The organism is Acaryochloris marina MBIC11017 (assembly GCF_000018105.1).
Lineage (GTDB): Bacteria > Cyanobacteriota > Cyanobacteriia > Thermosynechococcales > Thermosynechococcaceae > Acaryochloris > Acaryochloris marina.
On record NC_009925.1, the window covers coordinates 5,968,849 to 5,989,308 of the forward strand.

Here is a 20,460-nt window from a genome sequence, read left to right on the forward strand (position 1 = left end):
TTTATGGATGCTAATTCAGGCCAAGGTCATCAATCTCCATCGGAAGAGATCCCTTCCTTAGACTCGCTTGGCCTTCAGCATCCATTGCTCCCTCCTCCGGCTCTAGGACAATCCTTTCTCCAACCCCATACCCTATCTCCCTTGGGCGCTGTATCCCTAATCAATTTGGATACCCCTCTGCCGACCGAAACGGCTTGGGCAAATTCTCTAGGTAGTCAGGTTCCTAACCAGGTGCCAGGGGAAGCCATTGGCAACGGCTCCACGGGCCTTTCCAACATTTCTGATTCCTTCGTAACTCAGTCTCCAGAAACCCAACCCAACACTCTTGCTCCGAAAGTACCCACCGAAAGTCTGCAACCCAAATTAGAACAAACACCCTCCCATCAGCGACAGTCAAGCGCTCAGAACAACCCTGGCAAAATCGATAGTAATGCCGCTAGTACACCAAAAGTGCAACAGGCACCCTCTCTTGAGACTGGTGCAGTCATTAATAATGACCAACCCCAAATATCAGCCCCTTCTATTCAGCCTGCTCAGGATAGAGAACAAGAGACTAGGGAAAGACCTGTTACTAAGCAAGCTGAGTCAGGAACACAGATTGCCCAAGAACAAAACAGCCCTGAAATAACGCTCCAACCCAAACTAAACAAGGCTCAACAGTTTAGCCCTCCACCCGCGAAATCCCATCTTCAACAATCAACCCTTTCCCCTGTTTCTCCCTCACAGGACGAAACTACTGGAGACCAGACATCATCAGAGGTGGTTTCTAAGCAGACTATTTCTGAATCCAAACAGAAGTCTGAACAAACGACTAACCCAATCGTCCATTCCACCTCTAACGCAATATCTCCAGAGGTGAGTACTTCTGCGGAAGCACCAGATGGGTCCCCCCTCCAAGCGAAGCACCAGAATATCCTGGAAACTAAAGTTGCTTCTGAACCCTCCATAATCCAAGAGAGTCTCCCCCAGTCTCATGAACAATCCACTTCTCCTAACTCAGAAGTTAAATCTTCAGGCCCAAAACCTTCACCTTCTGCTAGGGCTACAAATGATGATCCGTCGCCAACCCAAGACTCAGTCATCTCTGCCCCCAATCAGCCCAGCATCCAAAAAGCTTCGGCTACCAATGACCATTCTTTAGATCGATCTGCACAAACAGCCCAGGTTGCCCAAAGTAAAGAAGTCTCCCTTCCAACAGCATCTCCACCTTCGAGTCAAAAACCAGTTATCTCTGCTCAACCCAACCAGGAACCGCAAGTATCTAGCACTCAACCTAACAAATCCCAATCCGTTTCAATCCAAACTTCGCTGGAAGCCATAGCTCAAAGCAATAAGGAGGTAGCCACTAAATCATCCCAACAAGGGACTGACACCTCAACGGACTTACCTAATAGTCAACCTATCGAATCTCAATCCATTTCTCAAACTTCACTGGAGACCACAGCTCACAGCGAGCAGGTTAGTACTAAACCATCCCAACAAGGGACTAACAGCAACACAGCTAAACCAGCTAGTGAGACTATCCAGTCATCTCCAATTCCCCCTATCGATCTGCAACCTAGCAACTCACAGCTTTCCCTCACAAATTCCAAAGAAGACGCTAACCCAAGTAGCTCAACTGATAGCAGCTCTTCAACTGAGACACCCATAACATCTAGCTCTCCCACCATACCTAGGGGGAAATCAATAGAAACAACACCTATTGAACAAGTCGCCCAAGCATCTCCTCAGCAATCTCTAGGTGAGAAGCCTTTATTGATTGAGAATTCCGAGACACCAAACTCAACAGCCCAGAGTAGCGAGAGTCAAACAGATACAACTGTTATTCAAAAAATAGAAAGTTCGGCAGCTCAGCAATCTTCTACTGACCACCCGCATACATCGAAGATAGAAACGAACCAAACTAGTCCGACTAGTCCCTCTTCCTCATCAAATGAAACTCCCCCTACATCCAGCACTACCCAAAAAACTGATGAGGATGCGGCACGGGCAACCGTTATTCAAAGAGCAGACGAACCATCTCCCGAGGCATCCACTAAAACAACTTCAAAACAACAGATTAAAAAAAACAAACAGAAAAAGATTCCCTTACAAGCGCAGCTATCGCGCATGGGGAAACGAGCTAAACAGGATATTCATAAAGTTGGGATTCAGCTCAAGCAGGCATCTCATTCATTCCCCACTGGTCAATCTAGAGCCAAAACAAAAGGGTTGCAGAAATCCACTAGTGATTCTCCCCAACCGTCAAATCCTCCATCTATCCAAACCAAATCATCTCCCGACTCAAAGCAATCACCCTCTGAAGTACCTTTAGTCCAAAGTGAAGCCGAGGCTATAGAACAAGTTTCTCCTCAGGAATCTGTCAGGGAAGAGGCTTTACTAGAGAAAACTGAGATTGCTAACCATGAACAGAATTCTCTAACGGTTCAAGCAGCCCCTGAGTCTAAAGACTCACCCCAAAAGCATCCTCATGCTACTCCAGCGACCTCTGAACCGACGATTGAACCGACGATCGATCAAGACATACAATCTGACTCAGTCACAGATCTCCAAAAGAAGTCTGAGTCGGCCTCAGATTTTACAATTACTGGACAGCATCGAAATAATTCTGAATCTTCAACACCCGAGGTTAGTGTTAATCAGCTAAAGACGACTTCATCGCCTAGTGCTACTTCAAGTGCTGGGACTGAAACTTCCCGACTAAAAACAAAGAAGTGGGGACAATTACCAGCACACCCCCTAAAACGGCTGACCCATCTCAGTCAGCAGGTCATGGACACGGTTAGTCGTCAACTTGAACCTCATCCGAATGAAGAGTTCAATCCATTTCAAAGGCAAGAGCAGAATTTACCTAAAAACTCAAACCAGAAGCGTGAAGATCAGACCATTAGCCCTGCCTCACTTCACAGATCTGTAAATGGAGATCCCCAACCCTTACAAGATAGTGGTAGTGAAAATAAATCCGCAGCAACGTCCATTCAATCAGACATTCAAGCGAAGTCCTATTTACCCAATGCAAGTCTAGACACCGCTAGTCTATCAAAGCCTGAACTTAGTTCAGATGAACAAGCGCATCTCAACAGTCAAACAGATTACCTCACCGATGTAAGTGCTGAAGAGCATCGCCAAACTCAAGAATTACCCACTGTACAAAAAGCTGAAGACTCACAATCCTCAAGCCCTCCACCTCCCCAGTCTGCGCAAGTAGACTTTCCTACCTCGAACAGTATTGAGACCACCTCCCCCGCAGGAGGGGATAGCTCAGCATCAGTCGTTGAGTCACAAACTAATACCCCTATACCTGAATGGCAATTAATTCAGAATCAGCTTGCGGATCGGATCACAAATCTGGGTTCAGAAATTAGACAGAGGGTTGACCGGTCGATACTCAAACAAAGTTCAAGGAGAAAATTACCTCAACCCACGCAAATCAAGGAAACTGACTCAGCTCAAATAACAACATCATCTGAAGTTGCGCAGACAGATCAACCACTCAATTCTGCAGTATCTGAGCTGAATGGAGAAAATATTCAAGCCACTACTGAGTCTATTGCAGACCCAGTTAAAGGCATTGAACAACCATCACTGACTGCTACAGAGCAGCTAGCCTCTACATCTGACGCTGTGACAGAAAGTCCTGTGCAAACAGAATCAAGTTCCGTTGTTGTGCCTTCCCAAAAAGATATCAGTCATCCGCAAGCGTTCACGATTGAGCCGTCCATTCAATCTCGCTCTGTAGATAAAGCAAAGACTTCTAAGCCACAACAGGATTCAGAACAAAACAATCCAGCTTTGCTCCATGAAAACGAGGACACAATACAGAGGGATAGCGCTGAGACAAGCTCAAGCAGCTCAGAGCAGCCCATCACCAATGTATCGAGCCAAAGTTCAGCAAACTTTGGTACTGCAATACCAGAAGCGTCTCAAAGTCGAGATCGCAACCGTCCTTTCAATTCCCCTATTTCAAAGTTACGTACAACCATTGTCCAGCAATTAACCAACCTAAAACCTAAAAAAACTAAGCCAAAAACTAAGGCAAAGAAACAAAAATCAGTTTCGTCTCCCGCAAAAATGTCTAGGGAGACTACAGAAACCGATTCGACGACGAGCCTGAACTTGCAGGCTAAACAAGAGGAAACCGCGCAATCAACAGAACACCCCAATTCTCCAGAACACCCAAACGTTACTCCAAGTGACGCGGCAGAACAAGCGGTCTCGACTACAAGTATTAGTGACGCTATTCAACGTCAAGATATTGCGCCTCAGCAATCATCACCACTTGACCGTTCTGATGTTCCAATCCCTCAATCCAAGACTTCTCCACCTTCAGGATCGCTTCCTCTTCCACAAGATGAAGGATCTATACATGGCGAAATAGACGCAAATGAACCCCCAGGAGGTTCGGGTACAAACGAAACAGATGCTAATCCCAACAACATACTCCAGCGTGAAACAGAACAAGAGAAATCTCAACCCGAGCGACCTGAAGCTCAAACCCAACCCTTACAGGTTCAAAATGTTTTAGACACAGAATCACCTCTTTCAGACCGTCCACCTATTCGCGAAATTGCTATTCAAACTAAGGTTGAGCAGCAATCGGCAACTAACCAACCTCAATTTCCCACTAGTCCAACTTCATCTATCCAGCAATCTAGCCAAACACAGGGGAATCTTTCCAGCGAGAGTAACCAAAGCAACCTGAAAGAGAGTTCAGAGGCAGTTACAGAAGCTGATACCTCAGAAACTTCTAGTCAAAATTTGGATGGCCCTATTGTCCAAACATCCCAAATTAAGGAACAAGTCGACAACCAACCGAATGGTACTTCCCCAACAATTCAAGCCCAAGAGGACCAAGGCGGAGCGGCAGTATCCGAACAAAGCTTTTCTGTCTCAAGCCCCCATGTACCCATACCCAATTCTGACAATTCAGCTATAGATTCCACTCTGAATTCCAAGAATCTCGAATCTCAGGGACATCAAGCCCCACAGGCTCCCAGCAAAAGCAGTGATGCTAGCGGCAAAACGACTACTACAGACGGTATTATTCAACGAAAGATTGAAGCTCACATTGATAGCGATCAGCCATTCTTTACCCCAAAAGAGGATTCCAGTACCGCCAGCAAGCCGTTAAATGACCAGTCTATAAGCTCAGAAACTTCTATTCCAGGAAAGACTTCTGCTCAAATAGAGCCCCATACAGAACCATCAAATCTAGAACTAAAGCAAGCATCTACCGTTCCAATTCAATCCGTTGAAATTTCTGTTATCCAGCCCGCAACGGAGCCACAACTTCAGAAAGACAACCTTGGGCAATCGTTTGATAATTGCGATCGCACCCCAGAATCACCTCTAGAGCCTGGAGATAAGCTTACAATCCAGCCAACCCCAGAAATCCAACCTATAGAGCAACCCGACCAACAGCAAGCTGTCCCTAATCGCGACTCAGAAACGGCTCCAACTACTGATGCATCGCTTACAAATGACATACCGAAAGCGACTACAGGGCCTGCCCTACAAGCATCCAGTATCGAGCCGTCCCCCGATCCTAGTATCGCTCCTAATGATATTTCAGCAACGTCAGAAATCATCCAGCCAAAACATCAATCCCATATTGGTTCAGAGCTAAAGACCGACCCTGACTTATCTACCGGCCAGATTCAAGCTAATTCCACTCTCTTGGCTGAATCCAGTAATACTGATACCCCAACACCAGATTTACAAAAACATCCAACTGATAATCTGGGTGAATCCCCACCCGAAAATGTAGAGCGCATCCAGTCTCAACCAGACCAGAACGAGTCTTCCCACCGTCGGATCATAGAGATTCCAGCTCAACGTCCTGACGGCAATATTGAAAAAGCTAACTTATCCGATCAAGATATCGCATCCAGTTCATCCCTGGAACTTAACGAAAATCAAAGCCTGCAAAGAAGTTCAGAGGCCAACTCTTCTTTGCCAGAGAGGAATTTTGACCCTGCCAATCCCAAACCCTCTTCCAACATTGCTGAACAATCTGAGATTTCAGCACTTCCTCAAGCTGATTCATCCCCCCAAAAAGTAGAGCATATCCAGCCTCAACTGGACCAGATTGATTCTCCCCACCGTCGGATTATAGAGATCCCAGCTCAACGTCCTGACGAAAATCTCGCAAATGATAATTTACACCCTAAGGATAGTGCGTCCAGCTCATCCTCGGACCTCCACGAAGACCCGATCCTTCAAAGGACTGTAGAGATCAACTCTTCTTTGGTAGAGACAGATCTTGACCGTACCAATAGAGACATCTCCTCAACGATTGGAGAAACATCTGAGGTTGCAGAACTTTCTGCAAAACCTGATTCAAAGCTGCAGCATTCAGAAGCAGATACCTCCTCTCTCGCTTCAGTTCAGCCATTATCAACGCCTCCCCTTAAGTCCACGATCCAGCGCCAAGCTCAAGCAGAAGATACCCTCAACTCGCCTCCTCAACCGATAGATCCGGTAGATGCTCAGCCTGGTTCAGCAGATTCTCTACAACGCCGAGTTATTGAGATAGCAGCTCAATCGCCTGAGCCCAGACAACCAGAAGGGAATTCCCCAGACCTAACCGTTGCCCAGTTGTTGGCAACGGGCCAGTCGCCTTCTCCCTTGTCCAACATTGCGGACAATTTCGTTTCTCCGAAATTCATCAGCAATCTATTACCTTCCAGTCAACCAAATCGTAAACATCATTCTCAGAAACTACGGGATTTTCAAAATCCGAATGCACCATTACAACGTAAAGATGATGATGAAACAGGACGGTCTGGCGAGGGCTATGAGATAAATACGGAGGATGCGATCGCACCCACAATCCAACCGTCAAACAACCCAACACTCCCCTCCAACTGGTCCAGTATCGAAGACCTATTCACAACCCAGCCATCCGTCATCCAACCTAAAGCAGAGAAACCCACTGCAACCCCTGAAGACACTTCAGATTTTGTCCTCACCCCCACAGGAATTTACCCAGAAAAGCAAGTCCCAAGGAAAACAGTATTTGCCCAACGAACGGCTCAACCCTTACAAAAGTCTCCAACTACTGCTCCCCCAGTTTCATCCACGCCCCAAACGACAGAAGTGGTGATGCGTCAATTCCAAACTGAAAAGTTAACTGAACCTGAAGTAGATGAGCAAAGTTTCGAAATCCTAGCAAGAGAGATCTATCACGTCCTCCGACAGCGCCTAGAAGTGGAGCGAGAGAGACATGGAGGGTATCAATCTGGTCGTTTACCGTGGTGAATTTTATATGAAGAGGTTGAATATAAACCATGACCTATAGTGGCTCTCGCAGTAATAATAGTGCCGTTGCTTCAGGTAAGTTAGCGAAGGCAACCTTAGTCCACCAACCCACGGACAAGAGTAAAGATATTGAATTTATGTTCAACCCCACAGAATTGGTCTTTCAGCAGTCGATGCGTCTAAATGAAAGCCAAGGGGCACGGACCGCTAAGGGATTACCCAAGGTCACCTTTGCCTATCCGGAAGCCTGCTCTCTGTCCTTGAGCAATATCTTGTTTGATACTTACGAGCAAGGAACCAGTGTGATTGATGCCTATATCAGCAAATTGATCAAAGCTTTGGATTTTGATGATAGTGGCGACGCTGCCAACAAACGACCGCCCATCTATATCTTCACTTGGGGAGACCAGCAATATCTACGCTGCTTTGTCGAGCAAATTACCTACAAACTCACTTTGTTTTTGCCGGATGGTACACCTGTCCAAGCCAGAGTCGATATGTCCCTAAAGGAAATTGACGAATCAAGCTTAGCAGGGGGAAGCCAGTCTGCCTCTCCCAATCGCTCCCAGGATAGTCGTTCCAGCCGAACAACCTTTGGTCGCTAAAGTACTGAAATTAAGCTAACTGCCCATGCCTGCAACCACCTATATTGCCGAGCCACTTTTAGAAATTGATGGCAAAAAAGCGTCCAACGAGCTGATGGAAGATATTCTCCAGATTTCTGTGGAAGAAAGCTTGCACTTACCTGGCATGTTTATCCTGGTGATCAAGAACGACTACTTTTCTGGTCGATCTGTTGATGCTCCCTGGCAATATGACGATCTCTTTCAGATTGGTAAAACCATCAAAATCGGCTTTAGCGGCAGTACCACTGAAGCCCAGGACTTTGACGAAGAGAATCAGGGCTATGTGCTGGATGGAGAAATCACCGGTATGGAGACGAACTTTACTGCGAGTTCTCAAGCCCCTATCGTGATTCGGGGCTACGACACGTCCCACCGACTCCATCGAGGTCGCTACAATCGGTCCTTCCAGAATATGACCGACACGGATGTAGTCAAGAAAGTGATTGGAGAAGTCGGAATCCCCGCTGGCACCATCGATAATAGCGGGTCTCCCCATGACTATATTTTTCAAGAGAATCAGACCAATATGGAATTTCTACGGGAGCGGGCAGCCCGGAATGGGTTTGAACTCTATGTTCAAGACGGCAAGATGAATTTTAGGAAGCCCAAAGCCAATTCCAATATTTCCCTGACCTGGCTCAAGGATTTGCATAGCTTTAGAGTGCGGGTCACCAGTGCAGAACAGGTTAAAAGTGTTGAAGTAAGGGGTTGGGATTATGAACGGAAACAAGCCATCGTCTCCACTAAAAATGTTGAGAAACTGCTAACCTCCACCGATCATGGCTCTGGCCAGAAACAAAGCACTGTTTTTAATGGCAAACCGACAACGCCCAAAATGATTGTGGTGGATCAGCCTGTCTTTAGTGCCAAGGAAGCCGATACCATTGCCCAGGCTCTTATTGATGAGCTGGGGGGAGAGTTTGTGGTGGCGGATGCCAGAGCTGAGGGCAATCCTGATTTGAGAACGGGACAGGTGGTTCAACTCAAAGATATGGGGAAATACAGCGGCAAGTACTACATCACTGAAACACGCCATGTATTTCAAGATCGGGTTTATTCCACAGAGTTCAGCGTGCGGGGGTTACGGGGAGGAGATTTACTCTCAACCCTGGCTCCCTCTCAACGACTGCAGGCAGGCCAAACTCTGTTGGTCGGCAAAGTCACGAATAACAAAGACCCAAAAGGTTGGGGAAGAGTCCGAGTCAAGTTTCCCACCTTGACGGAGGAGCATGAAAGTAACTGGGCCAGAGTCGTGGCCAGCGGAGCTGGAAAAGATCGGGGTTTTGACTGTTTACCCGAAGTGGATGATGAGGTGCTAGTGGGGTTTGAACATGGCGATATTCACCGTCCCTATATTGTGGGTGGGGTGTGGAATGGAAAGGATAGTCCCCCGGAGAAGGTGGAGAGTTCCATTGTCGATGGCAAGGTCAATCTCCGAACGGTGAAAACTCGCACGGGCCATACCCTCCAATTTGTAGAAGCAGATAAAGATGCCAAAAAGAAAGGCATTTACTTAGATACGGTGTATGGCCACCATTTGTATCTGAATGACAGCGAAAAGTTCGCGGAATTAAAAACAAAAGAGGGGCATTATGCTCGGCTAGATGATCAAGGCAAAAAGCTAGAAATAAAATCCAAGGGAGGTCATAAAGTCTTACTGGACGATAATGGCTCCGCCAAAATCGATATGGTTTCGACGGGAGATATCAATGTTAAATCTGGGACCAGCGGCAGTTCGCGGAAGATTAGCCTGAATGCAGGGGAAATCACCCTGACGGCAACGACCAAAATTACGTTAAAAGTGGGTAGCTCATCGATTGAACTCAGCAATTCTGGCGTCACGATTCAGGGGGTTCAGGCTGCCATGAAAGGAACTGCCCAAACCAAAATTGATGGGGCTTTGGTGACCGTTCAAGCCTCTGGGGTGAATACCATCAAGGGCTCAATCGTAAAGATCAATTGATAGTGACAAGAAGGAGTAGTCAATGGGACAACAAGTCGTCATGGGGGCGTCCTTACAATGTTCTTTTGGAGCAGCACCTAGTTCTTTAATTGTGATTCCCAAAGGACCACCAGTTCTGACGGGTGGCCCCGCTGCCGCAACTATTATGGACTATGCCCCCATTGCCAATATTCCACCGTTTGGCATGTGTTCTTCCCTGGCGAACCCGACGGTCGCCTCGGCAACAGCCGCCGCAATGGGTGTTCTCACCCCGATGCCCTGTATCCCCGTTATTCCAGCCCCTTGGACACCGGGTTCACCAACGGTGCTGATCAATAATTTTCCGGCATTAAACAATACATCTAAGTGCTTTTGTACTTGGGGAGGGGTAATTCAGATAACTTATCCAGGACAAGTTACCACTCAAATTCCTTGAGAAAACGGGGCTGTTAGGGTTGACATTAACAATCCCGAGATTAATCGGACGCCGATTCCTGATCGGATGAGGGTTCCTTCTGTCGTCCTGCTTTGCGGGTGGATTCCTTAAGTAAAAATTCGATTTGAGCATTGACGCTGCGCAACTCATCCGCCGCCCAACGTTCGAGGGTGTCGTAAAGAGCCTGATCAAGTCGTAATAAGAAGCGCTTCTTTTTGCTCACGTATACAGGGTTCCAGCATTAATGATCGGCTGTGTTGAACTTTCAGAAACCAGGGCCACCAGTAAGTTGTTTACCATAGCAGCTTTCCGTTCTTCATCCAGGTCTACCACCTGTTGCTCACTCAACCGATGCAGTGCCATTTCTACCATGCCTAAGGCACCTTCGACGATTCGCTCTTTGGCTGCAATCACTGCGATCGCTTGTTGGCGACGAAGCATCGCTTGGGCAATTTCAGGGGCATAGGCCAGGTGAGTAATTCGAGTTTCGATAATATCAACCCCAGCAACGTCTAACCGACGCTGGACTTCCTGTTTAAGCAGGTCGGAAATTTGATCAGGATTCCCCCGCAAAGACTCCTGGGTATTGTCAAAAATATCGTAGGCATAGCGGTTGGCTAAACTCCGGAGGGCCGTCTCACTTTGAATCGCGACGAAGTCGCGGCAGCTTTCGACATCCAGGGTGGCCTTGGCTGAATCAATCACTCGCCAAACGACAACTGCTGCAATCTCAATCGGACTGCCCTGGGCATCATTGACCTTCAATCTTTCACTGTTGAAGTTGCGAACCCGCAGGGAGACTGGGCGCTTACTGACGATGAAAGGAATGGTCCAGTAAAAACCTGGTTCACGGATACTGCCGATATATTTTCCTAGCAAAATTAATACCCGAGCCTGATTCGGATCGACTAGGAAAAAACCACTAGCCAATATCCCTGCCATAGCAAATAATCCAGACCCTAGCCAGAGTTGTGGCCCTGCTAATGCTTTCTCAAATAGAACAAAGGGAAATAAATACCAACTACTGATCCCCAAAAACAATAAGAGAATGGGCAACACCCCAAACCCGTTAATTTTCCAAGCGGATGATTCTTTCGTGGAATTCATATCTTTGTTTCCTTTGAATCCATATCACTAAGATAGCAAAGTGATATCACTTTGACATTGCTGTTACCGTTTGTCATGGAAGGCCAAGTCTCGCTAACGTAAAGTAGCGATAACAGCAGTTTGGCGCTTGAAGGTGAGCAATGAAAAAGATTGGAATGGGAGTGCTGGTGATCGGACTTGCGATCGCATGGCTACTACTAGCCGCACAACCCGCCACAGCTATATCCTGGGAACTCGCTGCAGAAACTGATCAAGGCCGAATTCGCCAATATTATGATCGCGATTCTATCCAACGAATAGGTTCAGAGGTCACGGTCCTCAGCTACTACCTCAATGAAGGTGAAACGCCGCCACGTATCGATTATGTAACTGCGTATGATTGCAACTCCAACCGATTTAAAGATGTAGAGGTTAACGGCCAAGTGACGAAAGAGGATTGGCATTTACTCATCGCAGATCCCCTTAATGAAGCGATTCGAGATTTGGCTTGCGCTCAATAGTCAATGTTGGCTCCAACAGACTTTTCTTGCCGATAAATATAATTTTTTGTTTTCTATTCACGGAAATTAAGTGCGCCGATCCATCTAATCACTCGGCAGGGTCTATCTATCTCCAATCCACCTTGTCCAAATCAGTTAAAACCAAATTAGAGATTAGCTTTCAGGGATATTACTGATTTGCTTTATCAAAATTTCAATTAATTTAGATATAGGGGTAGAAAATTTAGAGCTTTCATTTCCCACTTCATAGGTGTCCTTTTTAAGAGCTCAATATCTTTATGGTCACGATTGAAGATATCAAAGTTTTTTTCCAAAGGAATATCTCTCTATCTAGACAAACACCACAAGAGAGCTCCAGTAGGATTCCGATTATTGAGTCATGGATAGGCTTAGAAAAAGCTGGAAGGCTGATTATCAAAGGTAGGCTTTATGGTCACCCCAAACATTCCGTTGGGGCTAAGATTATAACCTCAACTATTCAGGGATATTTTGCAGGTGCAGGGCACGTCTATGTCAAAACGCGAAATTCCCTCTATGAGTTGGGACAACCCTGCAATGAACTAGGGTTCCTAAAAGAAATTTCTGGTGACCAACATCCAGAACAAGTGACAATCTGGAATGAGTAACATTCTTAGATTCTTAGAATGAAGACGGTTGTACGGCGCAAAAAAGACGAATGTTTACCGCTAACCTAATCTCATTCTGAACTCTTCGCTAAAAAAAGCGCCATCCCAGTTGTGAGCTGTTTTAATTTGCGAGACAGTTAGACCTTCGACCTTCCGGAGGACAGCCCGATGCAAATTCGCATTATATAAATTCGTTCCCAGTAGCTGTGCTCTTTGAAGATTGGCCTCACTTAAATCGGTTTCCATCAAGCTCGCTCCCATTAAATTAGATTTGGAGAGAATCGCTCTCCCCAGATCAACCCCATATAAATCAGCACCAGCTAAAGTCGCACTGTCTAGATTCGCTCCAAATAATCTAGTCCAACACAAGTGGGCCCGACTCATATCGGCTCCATTCAATAGCCCGCCTAATAAATCCGTGTTGGCCAAATTGGCACATCGTAATTCTGCCCCAATCAGAATAGTCCCGAGCAGATTAGCCCCACTCATATTTGCCATCTGGAGGTTAGCATTGCTCAGGTCAACTTCAACCCAGTTTGAGCTTGTCAAATTTGGAATCACATCAGGATACCTTTGTCGCCATTGGTTCCAGGATTGAACCCCTTTCTTTAACTCCGCGACATGTTCAGGATTCGCCATCATCAAGTCAAGAGTTACATGGCCTTATGTGGTCACAATCTCCAGTAGCTCTTAAAGCGTACTGATCAGAAATACATTGGGAAAATCACTCTTAATCAAAGTAACCATTTGTCGATACTCGATTGAGGAGGGTAGCTTTAGCGTCCCAGACAGAATAGATTACTGACATGGGTTAAACTCCCGATCTTTAGATTTTCAAGATGAGGAAAAACTTAATTCATTTCTACAGTTAATATTAATCAATTGAATTAGGGAGATTATTGTTGCAATATAACGATATTTTTGTCCGGTTGCAGAGTTAGCTCAATAAAAGGTAAATTCTCCCAAAAAGATCAGAGAAATTCATTGTAAATCGTCTATCTCGAATTCCAACACCCCTATCAATGAACCTTTACCTAACATACGTTTAATTTCCCCAACCCCTTTAAGGGCAAGATACTCAATAGTCTCTGGACTAACGATTGATTTAGATAACTACCCTATGGCTACCCATGGCTCAGGAATAAATAGTCAAACCCTCAAGGACAAAGCCATCGAACTGGGTTGCCACAAAGTTGGCCTTGTCAGTGTTGCTCAATGGCAGGACAAAGCGCAAGCCTTAACTCTCCCCTTACAACAATGGCTCAACCAGGGATATCACGCCGATATGGCTTGGATGAATGATCCACGTCGACAAGACATTTACCAAGTTATGCCCGATGTCCGCTCCATCATCTGTTTAGGTATCAACTACTACACTCCCCACCAACGCCCATCAGGACAAGAGTATGCCAAAATCTCACGCTACGGTTGGGGCCGAGACTACCATCGTGTCGTGGGTCGCCGAATCAAAGCTTTAGCTCTGTGGATGCAAGCACAGGACCCGCGGATCCAAGTCCGCTACTACGTCGATACTGGTCCTGTCCAAGACAAAGTCTGGGCTGAACGAGCTGGTCTTGGCTGGATTGGTAAACACAGCAACCTGATTTCGCGGAACTATGGTTCCTGGCTTTTTCTAGGAGAAATTCTGACGAATATAGACTTGGAACCGGATCGTCCCCACACTCAACATTGTGGTTCCTGTACCCGCTGCATTACAGCCTGCCCCACGGATGCGATTCGTGAACCTTTTGTCGTTGATGCGAATCGCTGTATTGCGTACCACACCATTGAGAATCGGGAGGCTGCACTGCCCGATGGAATTGCAGCGAATTTACAAGGCTGGGTTGCAGGGTGTGATATTTGCCAAGATGTATGTCCCTGGAATCAAAGATTTGCCCAAGAGACAGATATTTCTGACTTCCAGCCCTATCCCGAAAATGTTGCCCCGACACTAACAGAGCTAGCAACCCTATCGGTATCAGAACGCGATCGCAGATTTAGAGCCTCTGCCCTCCGCCGCATCAAACTGGAAATGCTGCAGCGGAACGCCACAGCATCTCTCAAAGCCAATGATCAAAAAGCTAAGCTAACTAAGACTCAGAACCACCTGCACGAGCCGCCGCCGCTTCCTCAGGATGAATCCCCAAGCGAGTCAGATTAATGCGACCGCGATTGTCTAGCTCACGGATTTTAACCACCACTTCATCGCCAACGGTGACTTCATCTTCCACCTTGCCAACTCGATAGTCTGCCAACTGAGAAATGTGAATCATGCCCTCCTTACTAGGCGCAATTTCCACAAAGGCCCCAATCGGAATAATCCGAGTCACTTTACCCAAGAAAACATCACCAGCTGCCAGCTTGCGTGTCATACCAGCAATAATCTGGCGAGCACGAGATGCAGCCTTCTCATCTACTGCTGAGATCGTAACGCGACCATCATCTTCGATATCAATCTTAGCCCCCGTTTCCTCGGTAATCCCTTTAATGGTCTTACCGCCTGGACCAATAATCATGCCAATCTGTTCTGGATCGATCTTGATGGTCAATAGGCGAGGTGCATAGGGAGACATCGTTTCGCGAGGACTGTCAATTGTCGCCAGCATCTTATCCAAAATATGGAGTCGAGCGGGTTTCGCTTGATGAATCGCCTCAGCGATCACTTTCATCGATAAACCGGTGATTTTCATGTCCATTTGCAGGGCGGTAATGCCATCCGCAGTACCCGCTACCTTAAAGTCCATATCCCCCAAGAAATCTTCAATCCCTTGAATATCTGTGAGTACTCGAACTTCTTCCCCTTCCTTGATTAAGCCCATAGCGGCTCCACTCACTGGCTTAGCCAGGGGCACTCCCGCATCCATCAAGGACAAAGTGGATCCGCAAACTGACCCCATTGATGTAGACCCGTTAGAGGATAAGACTTCGGAAACGACTCGAAGAACGTAGGGGAATTCTTCTTTACTAGGAAGCATCGGTAGTAAAGCTCTTTCAGCCAGAGCCCCATGCCCTACTTCCCGACGTCCAGGCGAGCGCATTGGTCGGGTTTCACCCACAGAATAAGGCGGGAAATTATAGTGATGAAGGTAACGCTTTTGGCTATCAGGATGGAGATCATCCATTTCTTGAGCATCACCCGGTGTTCCCAAGGTCGCGATAGACAAAACCTGGGTTAAGCCACGGTTGAATAAGCCACTGCCGTGAACCCGCTGGGGGAGAACACCCACATTACAAGAAATAGGACGAACTTCATCTAACTTACGGCCATCCACTCGGACCTTATCTTCAACCACCTGGCGGCGCATTAAGGTTTTAGTAATACTCTTAAAAACCTTACCAATAGCTTTGGGGTTTTCTACTGCTGCCACCTGTACTGGATCTGTTTCCGGAAGCTCATCGATAGCAACTTTCACAGATTCCTTAATCTCATCTAAGGCAGCATCTCGAACATTTTTATCCTTCTCAAACCGGGCTAGAACGTCTTTAACAGGGTCAGTTACGCGCTCTTGGACAAAATTCTCTAGGGTTGGATCCGTTTCTGGAGCAGCTTCTTCTACCTGCTCAATCCCCAACTCAGCTATCAACTCTTTTTGAGCCTTAATGAGGTCACAAACCACCTCATACCCAAAATCGATGGCCTCGATCATGTCTTGCTCAGCCACTTCATTGGCCCCAGCTTCAACCATAATCACCCCATCCGGTGAACCAGCAACAACGAGATCTAGTTCCCCTTCAGAGATCTCCTCATAGGTGGGGTTAATAATAAAGTCATCCCCCACTAGGCCAACGCGCACGGCAGCCATGGGCCCTTTAAAAGGTATTTTGGCCAAGAGGGTGGCAACAGAAGCCCCCGTCACGGCTAAGACGTCAGGGGGAACCTGCTCATCCATAGATATAGTGGTTGCCACAATTTGCAAATCATCCCGCAACCAATTCGGGAATAGGGGGCGCATGGGTCGGTCGATCAGGCGACAGGTTAAGGTTGCTTTCTCAGGGGGTCGACCTTCCCGTCGTAGAAAGCCCCCCGGCACACGACCGGCTGCATACAGTCTCTCCTCGTAATCTACGAGTAAAGGAAGAAAATCAATTCCTTCACGTCCTGACGATCTCGTCGCAGTGACTAGAACTGAAGTTTCACCAGATTCAATCAATACACACCCACCGGCCTGCGGAGCGAAACGGCCGATAGTGAGTTTTATTTCTCGCCCGTCAACAGATATTGACTTAATAACTTCTGACATTAAGTGACTTGTCCTTACTTATTGTTTTGTCCTTTTTTTTTCTGTGGCAATCCTAACATTGATAGAGAACCGCTTGCTTTGCAGAACAGCATTCAGAAATGTTGCTTATTGATTCCCATCTGACCTTTAAAAGGGATATCCATATGACAAGTTCACCCTGTAGCATGGGTATAGAAGATCACCACCTAGACTTATGACACTTAAGTTTGGGTGGGCCGTTTATGTTCATAACAATATTTTCAGATTGATGATGGCTCAAAAGACATATCCCAGTCATCTCTTCACCGCATCATCATGAAGCAAAGGTTGCGCCAATATTGTCATCACATAAACGAGTTTAAAGGTGATATCTACCCCGTTTTTACCAGTGAATAGACCATACGTCTCCAAGGGAGTATTTGTAACTAAATTATGGCGATCTTGCATGGTAGTTGGCGGCCAACCTCAGACTTTAAAGATGGGCAACCCTCAAACGCTGCATCTAAACCCAGTGATCAGCGGCTTTTAAATGGAACATTGTTTATTTGGGCTGAAACTTGGCGCGGTACAACCGCCAAACAAAATCCAATTTCAGAAGAGACGTTGCCCCATCCTTTGGCCATGGATCCAAAGGAATTGAGCCAGTTTCTACTAACGTTATCTGAGTCTCGACAACTATCCCTCACCCCCTCCCTGCAATCGGTTGTCAAATCCCCTCCCAAGCGAAAAAAATCCCGTTCGGCAAAAACTCGTGCTTCTAAAGAGTCCTCCAGTCCTACCTCTTGGAATTCCCAGACGGTTACATTGCCGGCCTATACCGAGGAAGAAAAGCTGATTCCGTTACACTCATCTACCGTCTTAGACGAAGATGAGTCCTATGAACTATACCCTTTCGAAGTCCAAGGTTTAGAGCTTTCTCCGGATCAAACCTTAGATTTTTTAGCCGGACTCCCCTTACACATCAATACTGACGAAGAAGATTTTCTAGGATCAGAGCTTCTTTTTTGGTGCCATTCCGTGCGTTGGGGACTGGATTTACTCACTCGTTCTAAATTTATTCCCTCGATTCAGGCTCAAACAGACCAAACCTGCCACTTTTTCTGGCAACCCTTACTGGATAGCGCGACGGATCGACAGCGATTTCAACAGTTCGTTAAAGGGATGCCTCAAGCTTGCCTGTTTTATCAGGCCATCGTTACTCAAGCTCCAGCAGTGGTCTTACCGACCAAAGCTGGATATCTGCTTACAGATTTTTTAACTCACATCATCGATCATCAGGTTCGCCAAGGGATTGACGATGAGCTCATCACCTCCATGCAAAAGGCAGGGATTAATTCAACGTTTAAGCAATGGTTACCGGCTTTTAGCTCATCTAACTCGCTTCTCAAAGAAACGAAAGAAAACTGTGGTACTTGGGTTGAGACCCTAAATCAGTGGTTGCGTCCCATCGAACAAAGCCTACAAGAACAGCAGTATCGCGCCTGCTTCAATTTACAACCCCCAACCAGTCATGGGGACTGGAAAGTAGAGTACTTTCTCCAAGCAACAGATGATCCAACTTTTCTGGTCACCGCAGAGGTGGTTTGGAATACGAATTCAGAACATATGGATTATTTAGGCCGTAAGGTTGAGCGCCCCCAAGAAACCTTGTTGCAGGGATTGGGATTGGCCTCCCGGGTTTACCCCTTGTTAGAAGAAAGCTTACAGGGAGCACGGCCGACAAAATTGAGCCTATCTCCGACCCAAGCCTATGACTTTATCAAAGCAGCAGCATGGCGACTGGAAGATAGTGGGTTTGGAGTAATGCTTCCCCCCAGTTTGTCAGACCAAAATGCCATGGCAAATCGGCTGGGACTGCAAATTAAGGCGGCGGCTCAATCTCGCAATGACAGTGCCATTGGCTTGGACAGCTTATTGAATTTCCAGTGGGGGCTTGCCATTGGGGGACAAACCTTGTCCAAAGCCGAATTTGATCGGTTGGTTGCCCAAGAGTCTCCTTTAGTGGAAATTAACGGCGAATGGGTTGAATTTAGACCTCAGGATGTGAAGGCAGCTCAGAACTTCTTTGCATCTCGCCAGAATAAAACTGGTTTGTCCCTTGAAGATGCCCTTCGCATCAGTACCGGAGATACCTTAACTATCGATAAACTGCCGGTGGTCAGTTTTGAAGCATCAGGATCCTTAGAAGCATTACTAACAACCCTAAACGGCAACCAAACCTTAACAGCCATCTCTGAACCACCTGGTTTTGAGGGGAGTTTACGTCCCTATCAAGCCAGAGGGGTAGGCTGGCTAACTTTCTTAGAGCAATGGGGCCTAGGCGCTTGTTTAGCGGATGATATGGGTTTGGGGAAAACCGTACAGTTTATTGCCTATCTCTTGCACCTAAAAAATGAAGGTCGATTAACTGGGCCGATGTTACTCGTTTGTCCAACCTCTGTGTTGGGAAATTGGGAGCGAGAGGTGCATCGATTCGGTCCAAAGTTAAAAGTCGTAGTGCACCACGGTTCAGGACGACCACAAGGAAAAACTTTCCTCAAGAAAATCAAACCCTTAGATTTAGTGATTACCAGTTACCCCCTGATCCATCGAGACGAAAAGACCTTGTCCGCCCTCACCTGGCAGGGAATTGTATTGGATGAGGCTCAAAATATCAAAAATCCTGAGGCCAGGCAATCCCAGGCAGTCCGCAATCTGCAGGCCAAAGTGCGAATTGCCTTGACCGGTACCCCCTTAGAGAATCGCTTAACTGAGCTTTGGTCTATTCTTGACTTTTTGAATCCTGGCTATCTCGGACCTAAGCCCTTTTTCCAACGACGGTTTGCCACCCCTATTGAGCGATATGGTGATACAGCATCGTTGACAACATTGCGCTCCCTCGTCCAACCCTTCATTTTGCGCCGAACCAAAACAGACCGAGACATCATCCAAGACCTACCTGAGAAACAGGAAATGACTGTCTTTTGCAGCCTGACCCCAGAACAGGCCAAGCTCTACCAAACGACAGTTCAAGAATCTCTGGATGCAGTAGATGCTGCCAAAGGAATTCAGCGACGGGGCATTATTTTAGCCACATTGGTCAAACTTAAACAAATTTGCAATCATCCCGCCCAGTATTTACATGAAGAAACCTTAGATCTCGACCTTCAGCGTTCTGGCAAATTGAAGCGGCTGCAAGAAATGCTGGAAGAACTATTAGATGAAGGCGATCGGGCGTTGATTTTTACCCAATTTGCAGAGTTAGGCAAACTGCTCCAACAGTATTTACAAACTAAACTGCAGCGTGAAACCTTATTGCTCTATGGTGGCAGCAGCAAGAAGCAGCGAGAATCGATGATTGATCGGTTCCAACATGATCCCCAGGGACCCCGAATCTTTATCTTGTCCTTAAAAGCAGGTGGTGTTGGTCTCAACCTCACCCGTGCCAACCATGTCTTTCATTTCGATCGCTGGTGGAATCCCGCCGTCGAGAATCAAGCCACTGACCGGGTTTTTCGGATTGGCCAAACTCGCAATGTTCAGGTGCATAAATTTGTCTGTACTGGCACCCTAGAAGAACGGATTCATGAACAGCTTGAAAGCAAAAAAGCGCTGGCAGAACAGGTTGTTGGTGCAGGAGAGAATTGGTTAACCGAGCTCGATACAGATCAACTTCGTAATTTGTTGTTACTAGACCGAAATGCCGTTATTGATGAAGAAGAAACATAGTTCCACCTATCAATAACGGCATTTCGGTCAATGCA

General features: G+C 46.7%; 11 protein-coding genes. 7 read left to right on the forward strand and 4 right to left on the reverse strand.

Annotation, left to right across the window (positions count from 1 at the left end):
- Nucleotides 1-3 precede the first annotated feature (3 nt).
- Genes AM1_RS26635 through AM1_RS26650 form a run of 4 tightly spaced genes read left to right on the forward strand, consistent with a single transcriptional unit; the run spans nt 4 to nt 10,264 of the window.
- Complete coding sequence (locus AM1_RS26635; protein WP_012166053.1) at nt 4-7,260, forward strand: hypothetical protein; 7,257 nt, start codon at nt 4-6, stop codon at nt 7,258-7,260.
- Between the two features lie 29 nt (nt 7,261-7,289).
- A complete protein-coding gene (locus AM1_RS26640) occupies nt 7,290-7,865 on the forward strand; it encodes a CIS tube protein (protein ID WP_012166054.1) in 576 nt (191 codons plus the stop codon).
- 25 nt (nt 7,866-7,890) lie between these two features.
- Nucleotides 7,891-9,849, forward strand: a complete 1,959-nt coding sequence (locus tag AM1_RS26645; protein ID WP_012166055.1) for a VgrG-related protein — start codon at nt 7,891-7,893, stop codon at nt 9,847-9,849.
- Between the two features lie 22 nt (nt 9,850-9,871).
- Nucleotides 9,872-10,264 carry a DUF4280 domain-containing protein gene (locus AM1_RS26650; protein ID WP_010476274.1) on the forward strand — a complete coding sequence of 131 codons (393 nt, stop codon included), beginning with the start codon at nt 9,872-9,874 and terminating at the stop codon, nt 10,262-10,264.
- A 40-nt stretch (nt 10,265-10,304) separates the two neighbouring features.
- Here AM1_RS26650 and AM1_RS26655 read toward each other — a convergent pair whose 3' ends face one another.
- Nucleotides 10,305-10,487 carry a hypothetical protein gene (locus tag AM1_RS26655; RefSeq protein ID WP_012166056.1) on the reverse strand — a complete coding sequence of 61 codons (183 nt, stop codon included), beginning with the start codon at nt 10,485-10,487 and terminating at the stop codon, nt 10,305-10,307.
- A complete protein-coding gene (locus tag AM1_RS26660) occupies nt 10,484-11,371 on the reverse strand; it encodes an SPFH domain-containing protein (protein ID WP_012166057.1) in 888 nt (295 codons plus the stop codon). Before AM1_RS26660 ends, AM1_RS26655 begins: the two co-directional genes overlap by 4 nt.
- Before the next feature lie 140 nt (nt 11,372-11,511).
- Between AM1_RS26660 and AM1_RS26665 the strand changes: the two genes are divergently transcribed.
- Complete coding sequence (locus AM1_RS26665; protein WP_012166058.1) at nt 11,512-11,871, forward strand: hypothetical protein; 360 nt, start codon at nt 11,512-11,514, stop codon at nt 11,869-11,871.
- Between the two features lie 686 nt (nt 11,872-12,557).
- On the opposite strand, the gene AM1_RS26675 is transcribed toward AM1_RS26665, so the two are convergent.
- A complete protein-coding gene (locus AM1_RS26675) occupies nt 12,558-13,139 on the reverse strand; it encodes a pentapeptide repeat-containing protein (RefSeq protein ID WP_012166061.1) in 582 nt (193 codons plus the stop codon).
- A 478-nt stretch (nt 13,140-13,617) separates the two neighbouring features.
- On the opposite strand from AM1_RS26675, the gene queG reads away from it, so the two are divergent.
- Nucleotides 13,618-14,658, forward strand: coding sequence for a tRNA epoxyqueuosine(34) reductase QueG (gene queG, locus AM1_RS26680; protein WP_071819968.1), 1,041 nt, complete (start codon nt 13,618-13,620; stop codon nt 14,656-14,658).
- On the opposite strand, the gene AM1_RS26685 is transcribed toward queG, so the two are convergent.
- Nucleotides 14,588-16,738 carry a polyribonucleotide nucleotidyltransferase gene (locus AM1_RS26685; RefSeq protein WP_041660582.1) on the reverse strand — a complete coding sequence of 717 codons (2,151 nt, stop codon included), beginning with the start codon at nt 16,736-16,738 and terminating at the stop codon, nt 14,588-14,590. The genes queG and AM1_RS26685 overlap by 71 nt on opposite strands.
- Before the next feature lie 411 nt (nt 16,739-17,149).
- Between AM1_RS26685 and AM1_RS26690 the strand changes: the two genes are divergently transcribed.
- Nucleotides 17,150-20,425, forward strand: a complete 3,276-nt coding sequence (locus AM1_RS26690; protein WP_012166065.1) for a DEAD/DEAH box helicase — start codon at nt 17,150-17,152, stop codon at nt 20,423-20,425.
- The last annotated feature ends 35 nt before the right edge of the window (nt 20,426-20,460 follow it).